Origin of the sequence: Prauserella endophytica, assembly GCF_005146945.1 — a bacterium.
GTDB lineage: Bacteria > Actinomycetota > Actinomycetes > Mycobacteriales > Pseudonocardiaceae > Prauserella_A > Prauserella_A endophytica.
On record NZ_SWMS01000004.1, the window covers coordinates 97481 to 115750 of the forward strand.

Annotated in this window: 16 protein-coding genes; 8 read left to right on the plus strand and 8 right to left on the minus strand. The window is 71.6% G+C overall.

Going from position 1 to position 18270, the window contains the following annotated elements:
- Positions 1–19: 19 nt before the first annotated feature.
- The 4 genes from FCN18_RS09635 to FCN18_RS40085 form a co-directional block, all read right to left on the minus strand.
- Positions 20–640 carry an SMI1/KNR4 family protein gene (locus tag FCN18_RS09635; protein WP_112271498.1) on the minus strand — a complete coding sequence of 207 codons (621 nt, stop codon included), beginning with the start codon at positions 638–640 and terminating at the stop codon, positions 20–22.
- Positions 637–2586, minus strand: a complete 1950-nt coding sequence (locus FCN18_RS09640) for a hypothetical protein (RefSeq protein WP_137094534.1) — start codon at positions 2584–2586, stop codon at positions 637–639. Before FCN18_RS09640 ends, FCN18_RS09635 begins: the two co-directional genes overlap by 4 nt.
- Positions 2587–2733: 147 nt before the next feature.
- On the minus strand, positions 2734–3027 hold the full coding sequence (locus tag FCN18_RS09645; protein WP_110341746.1) for a hypothetical protein: 294 nt from the start codon (positions 3025–3027) through the stop codon (positions 2734–2736).
- A gap of 22 nt (positions 3028–3049) precedes the next feature.
- Positions 3050–3706 carry a hypothetical protein gene (locus tag FCN18_RS40085; RefSeq protein ID WP_228713815.1) on the minus strand — a complete coding sequence of 219 codons (657 nt, stop codon included), beginning with the start codon at positions 3704–3706 and terminating at the stop codon, positions 3050–3052.
- Between the two features lie 216 nt (positions 3707–3922).
- Here FCN18_RS40085 and eccCa point away from each other — a divergent pair, with 216 nt between their 5' ends.
- The 4 genes from eccCa (at position 3923) to FCN18_RS09670 (ending at position 9693) form a co-directional block, all read left to right on the plus strand.
- Complete coding sequence (gene eccCa / locus FCN18_RS09655; protein WP_137094536.1) at positions 3923–7897, plus strand: type VII secretion protein EccCa; 3975 nt, start codon at positions 3923–3925, stop codon at positions 7895–7897.
- Positions 7894–8229, plus strand: a complete 336-nt coding sequence (locus tag FCN18_RS09660; RefSeq protein ID WP_228713816.1) for a hypothetical protein — start codon at positions 7894–7896, stop codon at positions 8227–8229. Before eccCa ends, FCN18_RS09660 begins: the two co-directional genes overlap by 4 nt.
- A gap of 2 nt (positions 8230–8231) precedes the next feature.
- Positions 8232–9452: a hypothetical protein gene (locus FCN18_RS09665; RefSeq protein ID WP_137094538.1), complete on the plus strand. Its 1221-nt coding sequence runs from the start codon at positions 8232–8234 to the stop codon at positions 9450–9452.
- A gap of 61 nt (positions 9453–9513) precedes the next feature.
- Positions 9514–9693: a hypothetical protein gene (locus tag FCN18_RS09670; RefSeq protein ID WP_113641582.1), complete on the plus strand. Its 180-nt coding sequence runs from the start codon at positions 9514–9516 to the stop codon at positions 9691–9693.
- A 75-nt stretch (positions 9694–9768) separates the two neighbouring features.
- Here the strand turns inward: FCN18_RS09670 and FCN18_RS39035 are convergent, their stop codons facing one another.
- On the minus strand, positions 9769–9915 hold the full coding sequence (locus tag FCN18_RS39035; protein ID WP_158303082.1) for a hypothetical protein: 147 nt from the start codon (positions 9913–9915) through the stop codon (positions 9769–9771).
- Positions 9916–9919: 4 nt separating this feature from the next.
- Positions 9920–10720, minus strand: coding sequence for an ArsR/SmtB family transcription factor (locus tag FCN18_RS09675; RefSeq protein WP_112272057.1), 801 nt, complete (start codon positions 10718–10720; stop codon positions 9920–9922).
- Between the two features lie 616 nt (positions 10721–11336).
- Here FCN18_RS09675 and mdo point away from each other — a divergent pair.
- From mdo to mftM, 4 genes are all read left to right on the plus strand, one after another.
- Positions 11337–12629 (plus strand): NDMA-dependent methanol dehydrogenase, encoded by a 1293-nt coding sequence (gene mdo / locus FCN18_RS09685; RefSeq protein WP_112271509.1) that lies wholly within the window; start codon positions 11337–11339, stop codon positions 12627–12629.
- A gap of 82 nt (positions 12630–12711) precedes the next feature.
- The gene (locus tag FCN18_RS09690; RefSeq protein WP_206077855.1) at positions 12712–13851 is read left to right on the plus strand and encodes an AAA family ATPase; all 1140 of its coding nucleotides are present in this window, start codon (positions 12712–12714) and stop codon (positions 13849–13851) included.
- Positions 13852–13859: 8 nt separating this feature from the next.
- Positions 13860–15353, plus strand: coding sequence for a VWA domain-containing protein (locus FCN18_RS09695; RefSeq protein ID WP_137094543.1), 1494 nt, complete (start codon positions 13860–13862; stop codon positions 15351–15353).
- Positions 15350–16243 (plus strand): mycofactocin oligosaccharide methyltransferase MftM, encoded by an 894-nt coding sequence (gene mftM / locus FCN18_RS09700; protein ID WP_113641577.1) that lies wholly within the window; start codon positions 15350–15352, stop codon positions 16241–16243. The genes FCN18_RS09695 and mftM overlap by 4 nt, the downstream gene beginning before the upstream one ends.
- Here mftM and FCN18_RS09705 read toward each other — a convergent pair.
- On the minus strand, positions 16240–16908 hold the full coding sequence (locus FCN18_RS09705) for a MadR family response regulator transcription factor (protein ID WP_137094545.1): 669 nt from the start codon (positions 16906–16908) through the stop codon (positions 16240–16242). The genes mftM and FCN18_RS09705 overlap by 4 nt on opposite strands.
- Entirely contained in the window at positions 16905–18266 is a 1362-nt protein-coding gene (locus tag FCN18_RS09710; protein WP_112271518.1) for a MadS family sensor histidine kinase, read from the minus strand. The genes FCN18_RS09705 and FCN18_RS09710 overlap by 4 nt, the downstream gene beginning before the upstream one ends.
- Between the last annotated feature and the right edge of the window lie 4 nt (positions 18267–18270).

The window sequence follows — 18270 nt, forward strand, 5'->3', positions numbered from 1 at the left end:
CTCGGTGCTCCTCGGGGACTCAACCGGTGGTGAACGAGATCGGCGTGCCGTCGGGCAGCTCGTGGAGCTGCCGGGCGATGGCTCCGCGGCTCCGCATGGCGGTCACCGCGTCGCGCGCGACGAGGTTGTCGAGCCCGTACGCGCCACCCAGCACGAACGGCGTGAGCGGCAGCAACCGCTCGTCGTGACCGAGCGCGCCGTGGGTGTCCTGCCACAACCTGGCGAGCGGACCGGCGCCACGCGGGCCGGGATCCTCCAGCAACCACGTGGCCCAGTCACCGAGCCCGGCGCCGATGGCGGTGCGCTCGCCGGTCTCGGGATCGAACGACACGACTCGCCGATCGTCCTCGATGGCGAACTGCACGCCGAGGAGGTCCTGCGCGAAGCACAGCAGCCCGTCGGCGACATCGCCGTAGGTGTCCTTCCAGGTGTCCTCGGCGTTCCACGCCGCGAGTTCCGGGCCGAGCCCGGACGGTCCGGCGTGGAAGACCTGGACGCCGTAGTCGAACAACGCGAACCCGTTCAACGTCGACAGCAGCTCGGCGAGCTGACGCGAAGGCCCGGCGCCGAGTTCGACGTCCACGGGTGAGCCGAGCGGGCCCCTGGCGCGCTCGAGGAGTTCTGTCAGCGCAGTGTTCATCGGAAGGTCCTCAGTTCGATCAGGTCGCCGTTGTCGACGCGACCGTCACCGAAGAACGGCAACCCGGTCCCGTCAAGCTGACGCTGGATGGACGCGTCGCGTCCGTTGATCTGGTTGCCCATCGACGAGCCCGCGCCGCGGTTGTCGGAGAACGGGACGTACTTGACGCTCTTGTCACCGGTCGTCTTCGCGACGGCGGGTGGGTACTCGTCGCGATCGAGTGTCGAACTCGGCGGAACCGCGCCGATGGCAGCCGCACGACGGCCCGCCGCCCCTTCGCGATCGACCTCGAACACCCGTCCCATCGGGGGGCCTGTCTCGCGTTGGTGCCCTTGCCAGATGGTTCCGCTCTGTGCTTCGTCGATGTGCAGCGCGGAATGCTCGTGGAGCTTGTGGGAGATGTAGACGGTCCGTGCCCGGTCGGTTCCGTCCAGGCCCTGTGCGGCGTCGTAGACGGAGTTCCGGATCCCCGCGCCGGTCGCCAGCGCCTCCTGGCCGACGACATCGCCTGCCGCATCGGCGGCGCCTGCCACGGCGAGGCCCGCCTCCGCCTGTCCCAGAGCCGCGAGGCCGGCTCCGACGGCGGAGCCTGCGGCGCCGAGGACGTCGTCGGCGGCCTCGCCGAGGTGCAGTGCGGAATCCACGACGACGTCGCCCGCGTCGCGCAGCTGGTCCGTCGCGCTGTCGAGCTCACCGAACGCCTCGCCGATCTCGGCCCCGGCCTCGGCGAGATTCTCGGCGTCTTCGCCGACGCCTTCGCCGATCGCCGCGCCGATGTCGTTGCCGGTCTCCACCCAGTGTTCGACGTTCTCGGCGACACCTTCCCCGATCTCGGCCCCTACGTCTCCGGGTATCTGCCAGAGGTCTCCCTCGCGGATGCCGTCGCCGATCTCGTCGGACACCTCGCCGAGTGTCTCCATGCCGTTGCCAACGGTGCCGACGACGCCGTCCACGTACTCGCCGAGGAGTTCCCCGCCCGTCTCCAGTTCGCCGCCGATCGCGTCACCGACTCCCTCGCCGACCGCCCGCCCGACCGGCCCGCCGACCAGCTCACCCGCTGACTCGGCCACGTCGCTCACGAAGCTCCCCGCGTGCTCGCCTGCCTCGCTGATCACCTCGTCCGCCTTGTTGCCGAAGTCCTCGACCGCGTCCGAGGCGCTGCTCAAGAGGTCACCGGCGCCGTCGTAGATCTCCTCCCAGGTGCTCCGGATGCCCGCCTCCGCGGCGGCGTGACGTTGCCGGGTCTCCGCCACGGTCGACGAGACGGTCTGCGCCTCGGCGACCTGTCGCTCGCCCTCCGGCAGCAACGCGCGGGCGGTCATCCAGTCGCCCTCGCCGGTCGCGAGCGACTGCTCGTCGGCCCGCCTGGTCTCGGTGACCAGCTCCGCGCTCTTACCGGCCGCTTCGGACACCGAGTTCGCCAGCTCGCCCGTCGCCCGGTTGCTCTCGGCCAGCTCGGCCGCCCGTTTTCCGGCCTCCGCGGCAGCCGGGTCGTTCCACCCGCCCTCGGTCTCGGCCCAGGCGCGTTCGGCCTTGTCGGCGGCGGTGGAGGCCGTGTCTCGGACCTTGCTCGCCTCGTCGGCCACCGTTCGCATCCCGTCGGGCGGACCGACCGGCGGTTCCTGTTCGTGTACCGCGTCCCGGAACTCGTTCGGGGCCTCCTCGCCGTCCGGTTCCCGCTGGGCGGGTTCGGCGGGCCGCTGCGCCTCCTCGCCTCCGGGCTCCGGCTCGCTCGGCGGGGACTCGTCGGAGGGAGGCGCGTCCTCCGGCTGCGCCGACTGATCCTCGGCGGGCGCCTTCTCCGCCGCGGCCCCGGCTTCGGACGCCTTCTCGGCTTCGGGCGCCGGTTCGGGTGCGGACTCCTCGGCGGGTGCGGGGTCCGCGGGTGCCGACTCCTCGGCGGGTGCGGGATCTGCGGCGGGCTCGGCCGCCCCAGGATCGGCCATGACGGTCTCCTTCGCGCGTCACGCGAATCGCATGTGGACACCCACTGTGCCGGAGAGAACGGGCTCACCTTCGCCGTTGTCCCTTTCCGGCCAAGAAAAATGTCCCGGCACGCTCACGCGCACCGGGACATCTGGCGACCGCGGTCGTCACATGCTCGAACCGAGCCGCCCGCAGGATCGCTGCACCGCGGCCATGTTCTCGTGGTTGCAGGTCTGCACGCCCTGGTTCATGGCCTGCATCAGTTCCTGCCCCGCGGCCATCACCTGCTGGCACGCCCTGCTGATCTCGGCGAACTGGCCGCCGGCCTGGTCGAGCCAGTCGGCCTGGGTCATGCCCGATGCCTGACCCCAGTTGTCGATCGACTGCTGAACGCCGTTGACGCAGCCGTTCATGTTCATCGAAAGGCCGTCCAGCGCACCGAACATCGCGAGTTTACGCATGGTTCAACTCCTTTCCGTCATCTCAGGAAGTGCGAAGCACCCCGGCGAACGCGTACGTCGAACCCGAGGACGAGCCACCCTCGGACGAGCCGCCGTCGTCGTCGCAGTGCTCGCCTGCCTCGCCGCCGCCCTTGCCGGACGCGCCGCCACCACCGGAGTCGCCGGAGTCGCCGTCGCCGGAGTCTCCGCCGTCGCCGCCTCCGGAGTCACCGCCGCCGAGGCCACCGCCGAGGTCGCCTGCGAGGCCGAGGTCACCCCCGAGCGCACCGCCGAAGCCGCCACCGCCACCGAAGCCGCCGCCGAACCCGGTGTCGCCACCACCGAATCCGCCGCCGAACCCGAAGCCACCGCCGAACCCGGAGGCACCACCGCCCTGTGCGCCGTTGAAGCACGCGGCGCCCTGCTGGTCGGTGTTGATGTAGTCGTTCATGGCGAACTGGGTGTCGCCGCCCAGCTTCTCCAGCTTCTGCAGGAGGTTGCGGATCGCCATGTCCCACTTCTTGTGCGCGACGAGCAGCGCCTGTGACTGCTCCATGTTCCACTGCGCGGGGATGACGGTGTTGACCTCACCCTCGAGCTTGCTGCGGTGACCCTCGATCTCCTGCACCACCACAGCCGCCATCTGGACCACTCGCGCGAGTGTGTCCGTGTTGGCGTCCATCAGACCGCTACCGGTCACAGGATTCTCCTTCCGTCCTTCCGGCTCGCGCCGGTTGAGCGTCCCCGCGAGCCGCCTCACGGATCGACGTCGAACGGCACACGGGCACGAGCGGACGCTAGCCCGGCAGCGGCACTCGCCAGTGGCGCGCGGCACGTTCCTGCCAGGTCAGCCCACCGGGTACCAGACCGCGGCGAGAATCGCCGACATCAGTGCTCGGCCGGGAAGGGGATCGTGATGGCCACCGTCGTGGTGCGCAGGCCGGTTCGCAGGCCAGCGCCGGAGCAACCGTCCGGGGAGCTGATCCTGGATCCTCCGCCCGAGATCCCACAGCCGGGCGGTCGACAGTGGACACAGGTGCTCATGGTGATCCCGATGATCGCCATGATGGCCGCGATGATGCTGCTGTTCTCCAGCGGCTTCGGTCAGGGTTCCGGCGTGCTGCGGCTCGTGGTCTTCGGCCTGTTCGGCGTGGGCATGTTGGGAATGCTCGTGGTCTCGCTGATCAACTCCTCGGGACCGGGCAAGCGGGAGATGGGCCAGGAACGCCGCGGCTACCTCCGGCACCTCGGCAGGCACCGCCTTCGGCTCATCCGCGCGATCCACAAGCAGCGCGACGCCATGGTGTACCTGCATCCGGAGCCGGCCGCGCTGCTCTCCCTCGTCGCGAGCCACCGGCTGTGGGAACGCCGTCCCCTCGACGCCGACTTCGGTGTCGCCCGCATCGGAACGGGGCCGCAGCGTCCGGCGATGACGCTCGTCCCGCCGGAGGCGAAGCCGCTGGAACAGCTGGAGCCGCTGTCCGCGCTGGCGCTGCGCCGGTTCCTCACCACGTACACGGCGATTCCCGGGCTGCCGCTCGCCATGGCGGTCAACGGGTTCAGCCGCGTCTACGTGCGCGGCGACCGCGACCGGTCGGCCGCGCTGGTGCGGGCCGTGCTCGTTCAGCTCGCGTCGTTGCAGTCGCCCGACGACCTGCGCATCGCCGCCTGTCCCATGCGCGAGACCCAGGGAGAATGGGAATGGCTCAAGTGGCTGCCGCACGCCCTGCACCCGGAGCGGACCGACGCCGTGGGGCCGCTGCGGCTCGTGGCGGGCTCGATCGTCTCGATCGAGGCGATGATCGACGACCTCCTGGGTGAGCGCCGCAGGTTCGACCCAGCCGTGGACCACCGGGACTCCCTGCCGCACGTCGTCGTGGTGCTGGACGGCGGCTCCACCGCCGGTTCGGACACGCTCATGGTGGACGGCGGGCTCGAGGGCGTCACCGTGATCGACCTCCGCACCCCGCCGCCGCGCGCGCTCGACCCCGCGACGATCGTGCTCGACGTCGGCCCGGACGGCGCGCTCACCAGCGAGACCATCGAGGGCGCGGTGGAGCTGGGCTGGGCCGACGAGCTGGACGTGCCCTCGGCGGAAGGCATCGCCAGGCAGCTCGCACCGCTGCGGGCGACCGCGGGCAGGCGCGGCGAGCAACCGCTGAGCACCGATCTCGACCTCGCCGAGCTACTGGAGATCGGCGACCCGCGCACGTTCGACCCCGCCGAGACCTGGGTGCAGCGGCCGACGAAGGACCGGCTGCGGATCCGGTTCGGGATGCGGACCGACGGCACGCCCGCCGAGCTGGACCTCAAGGAGTCCGCGCAGGACGGAATGGGCCCGCACGGACTGCTGATCGGCGCCACCGGGTCCGGCAAGAGCGAGCTGCTGCGGACCATCGTGCTGGCACTGGCCGTCTCCCACCCGCCGAGCTCGCTGAACTTCGCGCTCGTCGACTTCAAGGGTGGCGCCACGTTCGCCACCCTCGACAAGCTCCCGCACACCAGCGCCGTCATCACCAACCTCGCCGACGAGCTGCCTCTGGTGGACCGCATGACCGACGCGATCAACGGTGAACTGTTGCGCAGGCAGGAACTGCTGCGCGCGGCGGGCAACTTCGCGTCGCTGCGCGAGTACGACCGGGCGCGCGCGACCGGTGCCCCGCTGCCCGAGGTGCCCACGCTCCTGGTGATCTGCGACGAGTTCAGCGAGCTGCTCTCGGCCAAACCCGACTTCATCGACATGTTCGTGCAGATCGGCCGCGTCGGCAGGTCGCTGGGCGTGCACCTGCTGCTGGCGAGCCAGCGCCTGGAGGAGGGCAGGCTGCGCGGGCTGGAGACCCACCTGTCGTACCGCATCGGCCTGCGCACGTTCTCGGAGATGGAGAGCCGGACCGTGCTCGGCGTCGGCGACGCGTTCAAGCTCCCGCGCGCACCGGGCCACGGGTTCCTCAAGACCGACAACGAGTCCATGCTCCGGTTCCGGTCGGCCTACGTCTCCGGCACCTACCACCTGCCCGACGTGCGCGGGGCCGAGCAGAGCGGTGACAGCGCCGTGGAGCTGCTGGAGTACTCGACGCGGTACGAGGCGCCCGCCGTCGAGGAGGACGGGGCGGTCACGGAGAAACCCGCCGACGAGGACACGGTGGGGGAGAGCCTGCTGGACATCATCGTCGACCGGATGAAGGGCCGTGGCACCCCGGCCCATCAGGTGTGGCTGCCTCCGCTGGCGGAGTCGCCAACGCTCGACTCGCTGTTGCCCGGCCTCACCCGCGACGACGAGCGCGGGTACGGCTGCACGGACGAACGGCTCGCCGGGGCGTTGCGCGCCGTGATCGGCGTCCTCGACCGGCCGCTGGACCAGCGCCGTGACCCGCTCGTGCTGGACCTGTCCGGCGGGGCGGGCCACGTGCTCGTGATCGGCGGCCCGCGCTCGGGCAAGAGCACCGCGCTGCGGTCGATCATCACCAGCCTCGCCCTGACCCACACGCCGAGGGAGGCGCAGTTCTACTGCCTCGACTTCGGCGGTGGCGCGCTCAGTTGCCTCCGGGGACTGCCGCACGTCGGTGGTGTCGCGGGAAGGCAGAACGTCGGCGCGGTGCGCCGGACCATCGCCGAGCTGCGCACCCTGATCGCCAAGCGGGAAAGGGCGTTCGCGGAGCAGGAGGTCGACGGCATGCAGTCATACCGGCGGCTGCGGCGCGAGCAGCCGGACGGCGACCCGTGGGGCGACGTGTTCCTCGTGATCGACGGCTGGAGCACCCTGCGCAACGAGTTCGAGGACCTGGAGGCGGTGGTCGCCGACATCGCCGCGCGCGGGCTCGCCTACGGCGTGCACGTGGTCGCGTCCGCGTCGCGCATGTTCGACCTGCGCATGAACATCAGGGACCTCTTCGGCAGCAAGCTGGAGCTGCGCATCGGTGATCCGATCGACAGCATGGTCGACCGCGCGTCGGCGATCAAGGTGCCCGAGGGCGCACCGGGCCGCGGCGTGACGATGAGCAAGCACCAGCTGCTCATCGCGCTGCCCCGGATCGACGGTGTCGACGACCCGGCCGACCTCGGGCGCGGGGTGCGCGAGCTGGTGGAAACGGTGTCCTCGGCGTGGGAGGGACAGCCCGCGCCCGCCGTGCGGCTGCTGCCGGCGAAGCTGCCGTACGCACAGCTGGCGCGCGCGCACGACTCCGCGTCGCACAAGCTGGCGGTGGGCATCGCCGAGCAGGACTTCGGCCCAGTGCGCCTGGACTTCGCCTCGGACGCCCACCTCGTGCTGCTCGGCGACACCGAGGCGGGCAAGACGACGTTCCTCCGCACGGTCGCGCGCGGCATCACCGACAGCTACGAACCCCGGCAAGCGCGGCTGATCATCATCGACCACCGGCGTGGCCTGCTCGGCGACGTCCGGTCGGAGCACCTCATCGGGTACGGCACCGACCGCGAATCGACGACCCGGCTGATGCGGCAGGTGGCCGAGGAGATGAGGGCGCGCCTGCCGGGTCCGGACGTGACACCGGAACAGCTCGGCGAGCGCAGCTGGTGGCGCGGGCCCGAGCTGTTCATCCTCATCGACGACTACGACCTCGTGGTGAGCCAGATGGACAACCCGTTCCTGCCGATCCTCGACTTCCTGCCGCAGGGGCGCGACATCGGCATGCACGTGGTGCTGGCACGCCGGACCGGAGGCGCGAGCCGGGCGCTGTTCGAACCGTTCATCTCGCGGCTGCGCGACATCGGCTCGCCCGGCCTGCTGATGTCCGGCGACAAGGACGAGGGCCCCCTGCTCGGCGGGCTGAAACCGGAGCTGCTGCCACCGGGCAGGGCGTGGCTGGTCGGCAGGCGCAACGCTCCCCGGCTCGTCCAGCTCGCGTGGCTGCCGAAGGACGACAACGCGTGAACGGAGAAGCCATGTGCGAGGCACGCCAGGAGATGCACGGTGACCCGGATGCGATGCGGCGCTTCGCCGAACGGCTGCACGCGCCCGGGGTGGACGTCGAAGTCGTCGACGTACCCGCCTGCCAGGGCGGCACGCAGGCGTGCGCGGCGTTCACGACCGCAGACGCACTGTCCACTGTGGCGCTCGCCGATTTCCTCCGCGACACCACGCAGGCCATCGCGACCCTGAAGGCGGCGGCCTTCACCGCGGCCGACGACTACGAGGCGACCGACCGGGCGGGTGCGCAGGCCGTGACGGGCACGGTGTTCGGCATCGTGCTCAGGGAGGTGTGAGCGTGGAGTACGGGAACCTGCCCGGCATGGTGCAGTTCGCGGTCGCGGACGTGGAGGCGCACGCCCACCTGCCGAGGGTCGAGCAGGCCGGCCGGATGTGGCGCGCGGTCGCCGACGAGCTGCGGCAGCTGTCCGACACGTTGCACCACGAGCTGGACTGCCTACGTCCACAGTGGAAGGACGCTACGGGCGCCGATTTCCTCCGGGAGGCCACGCGCCTCAAGGCCGAGGTCGACGAGCTGCTCACGCGGATCACCGAGCACAAGCCGTGGCAGGCCCTCGACGACCTCGCCAGGCAGCTGCTGCTCACCCGCGCCAGGGTGACGGACACGGTGGAGCGGGCGACCGACGAGAGCCCGCGGGAGGCGGCGGTCCACCTCACCGAGCTCGACCGGTACTTCCACGCCGCCGCCGAGGCGGTGCTCCTCGCGGCGGGCGGTGACTCGTCACCGGCCGCGGCGGGGGACTGTTGTGCGGGAGAAGGCGCTCCCGTGCTGGCGGGCGGGCCTGCCCTGGCGTCGGCGCCCGTCGTGGGCGGCGGTTCGGCGTTGCCGCCCGGCAGCGTCTCGATCCCGGGTCTCGTCGCCGTGCCGCCCGGCGCCGGGTACGTCCCGGGCGGGTTGCCGTCGCGAGGATCGCGCTCGCCGGGCGGCCGCTCGCTCGACCCGAGCGACATCGCCGGTGGTTCCCCCGGCGACGGCGGCGCGCGCCCCGCCGGATCCCTTCCGGAGTCCGGTGGCCCCGACACACCGTCCCGGATCGACCAGGCCGCGAACCCCGTGCCCATGACGGAGGACCGCGGAGTCCCCCAGCCGCCGCAGCCACCGGAGTCGCCCCGTGGCGCGGGGCCGGCGTCGCAGGGCACGGCTGGGCGCATGGTCCCGCCCATGATGATGATGCCGCCGATGATGCCCGGCGCCGGCCGTTCGACGTCGGGCAGACGCTCGGCGCGGTCGCTCGACGACGGCGAACGGCGCACGCGGACGCCGCAGGCCACGCCCGGTGTCCCGCCCCGGCTACGTGGACGCTCGGCGCTCGGCGACCCGGCAGGCAGCGGGTTCCGTCCGGTCGCGATGTCGGGGCGGACGGCGGCCAGACCGGAGCCCTCGGTGCCCGAGGCGCTGGACCACGAGGTGTGGCAGGTGCCGGACCCGGGCGCGGCGTCGCCGTTGAAGCCGGAGCCGGTCGAGGAACCGAAGCGGGTGCGCCGCCCCCGGCTTTGACGGCGGGCGTTTGCGGTGTGTCCGAGCGGGAATCCGGTCATGGTCGTCGAAGGAGCCGACAATGAAGCACCGTCAGAACGACTACGAAGGTACTGCGGCCGGTGTGCCTGAGCCCGATCCGCCCGAGGGCGGCCCGAACAAGGACGAGAGCACCATCGACCCGGCAGACGTCGCACCGGGGCTGGGAGGCACCGGGAAAACCAGGCCGACGAGCACCGACGAGGAGGAGCCTGACCGCTGAGGTCCGGCGCGCTCGGATGGCCGGCTGCCTGCGCGGCTGCGGTGTGGCGGTCGCGCAGGATCGTGTGCCCTTCGATCAGGTCACCGTCGGCTGCCGTGGGCGGCGCGCGTACCGGTAGGCCAGGTCAGTCTCGTCGGCACGGTCGAACGAACCTCGCGGCCAGGCCACGGTCCGGTCGCCGGCTCCCGGCAGCTCCCGGCCCGCCTGAGCATGGCGGGCCATCGGTTCAGGCCGCCGGTTCGGGCTCCGGCAGCGCTTCACCAGTCTCCAGCAGGGTCTTGAGGCTCGCCAGCAGCGCGGGCCAGCCCTCGCTGATGCTCTCCAGTAGTGTGCTGCCCTGATCGAAACCGTCGTGCACGACCGTCAGCTTCACCAGCGGGCCCTGCTGTTCGAGCTCGAAGGTCACCTTCGACCGGCGTTCGGCCGCCAGCGCGGCGACCTTCTCCTCGGACATGCCGACCGCCCCGGCGAACTCGGGCGTGAAGGTGTGCCACGCGTACGACAGTCGCTCGTATGGCTTCGCCTCGAGCACCACCTGGGCGGCGTCGTCGCTGCGCCAGCCGTTCTGCTCCCACGCCATGGTGGAGCCCTCGCGCCAGTCGGTCTCGAAGGTGACTCCCCAGTAGCGGCGGGTGAAGGCAGGCTCGGTCAAGGCCTGCCACAGGCGTTCCGGCGTGGTGTTGATGTAGGTCGTGTAGACGAACTCCGGTTTGCTCATGGGTTCCGACTCCAATGCGGTCTTGAGGTCCGCGAGGGCCTGCACGCGCTCGCGGTCGAACCGGTTGATCCAGCGGTCGGCGATGGCGTTGATCGGCGCGGCGTTGAGGTAGTGGCACTTCTCGCGGCCGCGCCAGACCGTGGTGATCAGGTTGGCCGCCTCCAGGACGGCCAGGTGCTTGCTGACGGACTGGCGCGCCATCTCCAGCCCCGCGCACAGCTCGCGCAGGGTCTGCCCGTTGCGGGCGTTCAGGCTGTCCAGTAGCAGGCGGCGGCTGGGGTCGGCCAGTGCCTTGAATACCTCGTCCATCGCCGTCCTCGAATATGCAGCCGTTTGGCTGCCTGAATATAGGCAGCCAAACGGCTGCATGTCAACCGGGTCCGTCAGCGGGCGCCGACGCGCGTGCGCCGCGTCTGCGCCCGTGGCCGGTTCGGTATGCACGGCGCACGGCCCGCGAGTCCCCCGCTCCGGCCCGCGAGTCCCCCGCTCCGGTCCGCGAGTTGCCCGCTCCGGCCCGCGAGTTGCCCGGTCCGGCCTGCGAGTCGTGCGTTCCCGGCTCGGGTCAGCGGCAGCGTTCGCCCAGGGTGGCGAGTCCCCCGCTCTGGTCCGCGAGTCCCCCGCTCTGGTCCGCGAGTTGCCCGTTCGCGCAGCGGCGAGTGCGCAACTCGCCGTCCGGAACGCGGAACTCGCGCGCCGGAGCGGGGGACTCGCGCGCCGGAAGGGGGGACTCGCGCGCCGGAAGGGGGGACTCGCGCGCCGGAGCGGGGGACTCGCGCGCGGGCCTGTCCGGGTGGAGGGGGCGGGTGCCCTCCACCCGGCCGGACACCGGTTCCGGGCGAGGGGTTTCCGCTCGCGACCCTTGGAGCGCCGTGACGCCGGTCATACCTTCGGCTCCAGTACGTGCCATCACGGAAAGGGTCAGCCAATGCAGGTCGACGAACTACTCAAGCCGTTTCCCCTCAAGGAGTTCCACCCGATCCCGCGCGCGCTGCTCGGCCCGGGCTCCCACGAGATGATCGGCCCCGAGGCACTGAAGATCGGCATGCGACGTCCGCTGGTGATGACCTCGGGGCTGCGGGGCACCGAGATCGTGCACAAGATCGTCGAGTCGCTGAAGTACCACGGCCTCGAGCCCACCGTGTACGACAAGGTGGAGTCCAATCCGAAGGACTACAACGTCATGGACTCCGTCGCGCTCTACCAGGAGTCGGGCTGCGACGGCTTCGTCTCGATCGGCGGCGGTTCCTCGCACGACGCCTGCAAGGGCGCCCGCATCTCGGTGGCCCACGACGGGCGCAACGTCAACGAGTTCGAGGGCTTCAACAAGTCGGAGAACCCGAAGAACCCGCCGCACATCGCGGTTTCCACCACGGCGGGCACGGGTTCGGAGACGTCGTGGGCCTACGTCATCACCGACACCACCACCGACCCCGCCAACCCGCACAAGTACGTCGCGTTCGACGACCACTCGGTGGTGACGCTCGCGATCGACGACCCGGTGCTGTACTACGACTGCCCCTCGCATTTCACCGCCCAGTGCGGGTTCGACGTGCTCGCGCACGCCTCCGAGCCGTATGTGTCCAGGTTGGACTTCGCCCCTTCGCTCGGCAGCGCCCTGTACTCGGCGGAGCTGGTGGGCGAGCACCTGCGCACCGCGACGTGGCACGGCGACAACCTGCGCGCCCGCGAAGGCATGATGTACGCGCAGTACACGGCGGCGCAGGCGTTCAACTCCGGCGGGCTCGGAGTGATCCACTCGATCTCGCACGCCGTGAGCGCGTTCTACGACACCCATCACGGCCTCAACAACGCGATCGCGCTGCCACGCGTGTGGGCGTGGAACCTGCCCGTGGCCTACAAGCGCTACGCGAAGCTCGCCGAGGCGCTGGGCGTGGACACCACCGGCATGACCGAGGTGCGCGCCGCCGACGCCGCCGTGGCCGCGGCGATCCGGCTGCTCCGCGACGTGGGCATCCCGGAGCGGTTCGTCGACGTCACCCAGGACACGCACCCGAAGAACCGGCTCGGCACGGGACCCACCGAGTTCTACGCCAGGGCCAAGACCATCAAGGGCGACAAGGCCGATGTCGACCGCGTGTCGAACCACGTGCTCGGCGACGCCTGCACGCCGGGCAACCCCAAGGAGACGACGTTCGAAACGGTGCGGCCGGTGGTGGACCACTGCTTCAACGGCGACCTCGACGACCTCATCTCCTGATTTCCCCCAGCCCGTGGGTGTTCCGCGGCGGGTCCGGCCGCCGCGGAACACCCACGTCCCACGACCGAAGGGATTGCCGCGCGTGAGCTCTCGAAACGGGCACCGCCCCCAGTCGTTCGCCTCCGTGGAGGAGGTCACGTCCCGGCTCGGCGACGTCGGCTATCTCGCCGACCGCGCGCTGGCCACCACGGTCTTCCTGCAGGCCCGGCTGGGCAAGCCGCTGCTGCTGGAGGGGCCCGCGGGGGTCGGCAAGACCGAGCTCGCCAAGGCGCTCGCCGCCGCGACGGGCAGGCCGCTGCTGCGCCTGCAGTGCTACGAGGGCCAGGACGAGACCAAGGCCCTCTACGAGTGGGACTACGGCAAGCAGATGCTCTACACGCAGATCCTGCGGGAGAAGATCGCCCAGATCGTGGCCGACGCGGACGACCTCGCCGGTGCGGTTGAGGCGATCGGCGCGCACGATTCGGTGTTCTTCTCCGAGCGCTTCCTCGCCGAGCGACCGCTGCTGCGCGCCATCCGCTCGCCGGAGCCCGTGGTGCTGCTCGTGGACGAGGTGGACCGCGCCGACGAAGCGCTGGAGGCGGTGTTGCTGGAGATGCTCGCCGAGTACCAGGTGTCGGTGCCCGAGCTCGGGACGTTCACGGCCCGGCACGTGCCGCTGGTAGTGCTGACGTCCAACAACACCAGGGATCTCTCGGCCGCACTCAAACGCCGCTGCCTGCACCTGTTCCTCGGCTACCCGTCGGCGGAACGGGAACTGGAGATCATCCGCTCCAAGAGCACCGGGCTGCCCGAGGCCGTCGCCGGGCACCTCGTCGACGTGGTGCGTGGCCTGCGGGAGCAGGGGCTGCGCAAGCCTCCCGGCATCTCAGAGGCGATCGACTGGGCTCGCACGCTCGCGCTGCTCGGCGCCACCGAGCCCGACACCGCGCTGCTGGAGGACACGATCTCGGTGGTGGCCAAGTACGAGCGCGACGTGGAGCGCGCCCTGCGTGTGCTGCCCGTGCTCGTGGAGGGGGAGCGGCCGGTGCCCGTACCGGAAACCGGTGGTGCCGACGACCCCGGAACGGGCGCGGCGCTGCGGGCCGCGCGGGACACGCCCGGCAGGCACGGCTCCGGCTACTACGGCGAGCGCACCGGCACGCAGGCGGCGCCGCGCCGGGTGAGCGGCAGCCAGGGGGAGCGCTCGTTCGTCGCCAACCACGGCCGTCGCACGCGGTAGGGGCGGCGATGCTGAGGAGCCTGCACCGGTTCGCGCGGTTGCTGCGGCACGCCGGGCTGCGGGTGTCGTCGCCCGAGGTGGTCGACGCCGCCCGGTGTGTCGCGGCGAAGGGGATCGTCGCCGACCGCGAGCTGTTTCGCGAGGGCCTGCGCTGCTCACTCGTGAAGGACCACCGCGACGGCGGGATCTTCGACGAGCTGTTCGCCGCCTTCTTCGCACTGGTGCGCTTCGACAACGAGCAGTGGGAGGACTCGGAGGCGAGCGGCCCCGGCGGGAAGTTGCTGGAGGACTTCACGCTCGCCGAGGAGGTGGGCCAGCGCCCGCCGAGGGCCGACATGGAGAGCCCCGACGCGGAGCTGGGCGAGGCGTTCGAGAAGGAAAACCTCGTCGAGCGCTACAGCCCGCACCCCGAGCTGAACCCGATCGTGCTCGACAACGAGACCGAGGACGAGGTGGTGTTCTCGCAGCAGGACGTGTCCACGATGGACGGTTCCAACGAGGTGCTGCTCGAGATCGACCGCAGCCACGGCGTCGCGCCGGGGCAGCTGGGCAAGGCGCGCGGAACCCCGGTCGACGCGTCGCTGAGCCTCGCCGAGCAGGACGCGCTGCTGAGCTGGCTGGAGGGCTCGGGCGAGGACGACGGCGACGCGGGGGACGAGCGGGACGCACTCGCACTGGGCGGGAAGCTCGACGAGCGGCTGCTGGAACGGCTGCCCGAAGCGTTGCGCAAACACCTCGAACACCTGCTGTGGCTGGAGAACTCGGTCGAGCAGGGCGAGTGGCGGGGCGACGAGGCGGGGCACGAGGAGCTGGAGGAGGCGCTGCACCGCATCGTGGCCACGCTGCGCGGAGCGGTGACCCACCGCAAGCGGCCTGCCCCTCGCGGGCGCATCGACTCGGCGAGGACCATGCGCCGCAACCTGCGCTACGACGGCGTGCCCTTCCGCCCCGTCACGATCAGCCAGACCGAGGACAAGCCGAGGCTCGTGGTGCTCGCGGACGTGAGCCTGTCGGTGCGGGCGACGGCCGGGTTCACGTTGCGGCTGCTGTACGGGCTGCACGACCTGTTCGCCAAGGTCCGTTCCTACGCGTTCGTCGCCGAGATCGCCGAGATCAGTGGCCTGTTCGCGGGGCAGCGGATCGAGGACGCGCTCGGTGCGCTCTTCCGTGGTGAGGTGATCGACGTCGACGCCAACTCCGACTACGGCGCCGCGTTCGGCACGTTCCTCGCCGAGCACGCGGGCGCCGTGAACCGCAGGACCACCGTGCTGGTGCTCGGCGACGGGCGCGGCAACGGCAACGACCCGAACCTCGGCGCGTTCGCCGAGATCGCGCGCAGGGCCCGGGACGTGCTGTGGCTGACGCCGGAGCCGAGGCACTCGTGGGGTCTCGGCGCGTGTGACCTGCCCGCCTACTCCGCGCACTGCGGCCGCGTGCGCGTGGTGCGTGACCTGGCCGGTCTGGAGCGGGCCGCGCGGGATCTGCCGTTGGGGGCGCGATGACGAGTGTGCTGCCGGTGCTCGACCCGCTGGCACCGGGCGAGCCGGGGGAGTACCGCGACGAGCGGGTGCGTGTGGTGCGGCTCGGCGGGGGTGCGCCGCGGACGTCGCTGGGCCCGGTGCTCGCGGGTACCCGGCATTTCCGGTTGCACAAGGGGGGCTCGCGCGTGGAGGTGAGCCATGTGCTGCGCCGTGCCGACCTGGGCAACGACCTCACCGAGCTGCTCGCCGGCGAGCTGTTCCGGCCGGGCCTGCTCGCCGGGTCCGAGCTGTTCGAACGGATCTTCGTCGGCGTGGTGCGCTCGACCGTCCCCGGCGCGTTGCCGGCGTGGCGGGCGTTCTACGGCAACACCCTCGCCCGGCTGCGCGCACGGCCGCGCGGGCGCTCGTGGACCGCCGACCTCGCACCTGTCTACGACCGAGCGGCTGCGCTCGTGCCCCCGGGACGTGTGCTCGATCTGGGCTCGTGCTTCGGGTTCTTCCCCCTGCTGCTGGCCCGTCGCGACGGCTACGAGGTGACCGCGTCGGACCTCGTTGCCGGGAGCATGCGGCTGTTGTCGGCGGTCGCCGCGAGCGAGGGCGTGCCGCTGCGCACGATCACGTGCGACGCCGCCGCCGTGCCGCTGCCCGACGGCGCGGCCGACACGGTGACCGTGCTGCACCTGCTGGAGCATCTCGCGCCCGCCGACGGCGCGCTGGTGCTCGCCGAGGCGTTGCGGCTCGCCGCGCGGCGGGTGGTGGTGGCGGTGCCGTTCGAGGACGAGCCGAGCACGTGTTACGGCCACGTCCGCCGGTTCGGTCTCGCGGAGCTCACCGCGCTGGGCGCGAGCACCGGGCTGCCGTTCACGGTGAGCGAGCACCACGGCGGCTGGCTCACCGTCCACACCGGCTAGATCAGCCCCATCTTGCTGGCCTCGTACACGGCCTCGGCGCGGGTAGCGGCGCCGAGCTTGCGCATGATGTTGCGGACGTGGAACTTCACCGTGGTCTCGGAGATGAACAGCCGCTCGCCCACGATGCGGTTGCTCAGGCCCGTCGCCAGCAACTCGAGCACGCCCTGCTCCCGTTCGGTGAGCGCAGGCTCCTCGGGCGCGGTGCGGATCGAGCGTGCCATCACCGACGCCGAGCGGGAGTCGAACGCGCTCTCGTCGCGCGCGACCGTGCGGATCGCCGACACGAGCGCGCTCGTGTCCACGTCCTTGATCACGTAGCCCTTCGCGCCGCGATGCACGGCCTCCAGCACGTAGGCGTCGTCGAGGAACGTCGTCAGCACGAGCACGCCGATCTCCGGATGGTTCGCCGTGATCTCCGAGCACAGCTCGAGGCCCTCGGTGTCGGATCCGGTGCCCAGCTTCAGGTCCAGCAGCACGATGTCGGGCCGTAGCCGGTCGAGCACCGCCCTCGCCTCGGTCGCCGTGGTGGCCTCGCCGACCACGCGCATGTCGTCCTCGCGGTCGAGGATGGACCGCAGGCCCTGCCGCACGATCGCGTGGTCGTCCACCAGCACGATGCTCAGCTGCCCCTGCTCCGCGCGGGGGCGCGTCGCCTGTCGGTTCATGGTGCCGCCTTTCCGTTCCGCCGCAAGGGAAGGGGGATGTCGAGCAGGAGCATGATCCCGCCCAGCTCGGAGCGCCGGATCGACATCGTGCCGCCCAGCTCCTTTGCTCTGGCCTGCATGTTCGCCAGCCCCCGGTGCACGCCTGCCAGATCGGTGGAGGCGGTGAGCTTGAGCGTCTTGCGCAGCTGGGCCGGGTCGCCGTCGCCGTCGTCGGAGATCGCGAGCACGATCCGCTCCGGCCGGTAGCGCAGCCGCACGAGCGCCTGCTCCGCGGTGGTGTGCATGACCGTGTTGAACAGTGCCTCCCCGGCCAGCCGCAGCAACGAGTGCTCGACCTCGCCCGGCAGCGGCACCGGCGTGCCGACGACACGCACCCGCACCTTGAGGTCGCTCGGCAGGTGCACCGACGAGAGCCGTTCCAGCAGCACCGGCAGCGAACCCGGCGGCTCCTCCGACCCGTTGTGCAGCGCGTAGATCGCGGCCCGCAGCCGCTCGACCGCGTGCCTGGTGAGGTCCTTCGCCGCCGTCAGCTGGCCGACCACCTGGTCGTGCCCGCCCTCGGCGGCCAGCTCGGCCCGGCACACCTCCACCGTCATGCCCGCCGAGAGCACGTCCTGCGTGACGCTGTCGTGCAGCTCGCGCGCGATGCGGTGCCGCTCGTCGTCGAGCGCCTGCCGCTGCATGGCCTCGATCAGCCGCTGCTGGGTCTCGGCCAGCTCCCTCGCCTGCCGCTGTGCGGCCTCGGAAAGCATCTCGGTCTTGCCGCGCAGCTTCGTCGCCGCGTGCAGCAGGAACGAGTTGTGCAGCGCCACCGCGGCCTGGTTGGCGAGCACCCGCAGGATCGCCAGGTCGGTGTCGGCCACGTCCACGCCGAAGCCCGGCAGCCCGGCGATGCCGCCCACCGGCTCTCCGTCCAGCGTCATCGACACTCGCACGATCGGGCCGATCGGGCCGCCGCCCGCGTCCTCGGCCTCCCACGGCCGCGACCGCAGGACGTGCAGGTGGGGCAGGGCCTCTGCGGGCAGCAGCCGCTCGTCGTCGATCAGCTCGGCACCGCGCAGCAGCAGGAACCTCGGCCGCGCGGCCTGCAGCGCGCCGTCGGCGACGGCGACCAGCAGCCAGTCGGCGTGCAGGTGCTCGGCGGCGGCGTGCACCACGGCCTCGACGAGCCCGCGAGGGCCCTCGGCCGTGCGCACGAGCGCGCGCGAGATCCGGTCCAGCGCGCGCACGGCGTTCTCCAGCCGCTCCGCCGAGCGCACGTACTCCGGGTAGAACGAGCGCTTGCCGGAGCGCACGCCGGTGAGCGCACCGAGATCGGCCTCGTCGCGGCCGAAGCCGGTGTGCGGTGAGGATGTCATGGGT